We start from the raw sequence: 398 nt of genomic DNA, 5'->3' as shown, positions 1-398 counted from the left end.
TATTGGAGCGGGGGGCCACGCCATCGAGGTGGTCAACGGGCACCAACCCGCCGCGCAGGTGGGCAGCCTGGCGATTCTTGCCCGCGAATTTGGTCTGCTGGTCAGCGCCGGCAGTGATTTTCATGGCCCAGGCGGCTGGTCCGAGATCGGCGAGTACCGCGCCGTGCCGGAAGACCTGCCGCTCTTGTGGGGGCGATTCAAGCATGACCCCATTATTGCCAGCGTCTGAACAGGTAGAACACGTGAGTCAATTCTTCCAGATTCATCCGGAAAACCCCCAGGCGCGCCTGATCAAGCAAGCCGTGGAGATCATCCGTGCCGGTGGCGTGGTGATCTACCCAACGGACTCGTCCTACGCCATTGGTTGCCAGATCGGCGACAAGGGTGCGGTCGAGCGT

Annotated in this window: 2 protein-coding genes; both read left to right on the top strand. The window is 62.3% G+C overall.

The window, feature by feature from the left end; all coding sequences use genetic code 11:
* On the top strand, positions 1-229 hold a 229-nt coding region (locus tag HX774_RS19630; protein ID WP_370523758.1), incomplete at its 5' end, for a PHP domain-containing protein.
* Positions 123-398: Sua5/YciO/YrdC/YwlC family protein (locus tag HX774_RS20475; protein ID WP_370523757.1), on the top strand; the 276-nt coding region annotated here is incomplete at its 3' end. The genes HX774_RS19630 and HX774_RS20475, both read left to right, overlap by 107 nt.

This window comes from Brevundimonas sp. P7753 (assembly GCF_013386595.1).
GTDB lineage: Bacteria > Pseudomonadota > Alphaproteobacteria > Caulobacterales > Caulobacteraceae > Brevundimonas > Brevundimonas bullata.
Note: the sequence above shows the minus strand (reverse complement) of the source record. Positions and strands in the feature narration are given on the sequence as shown.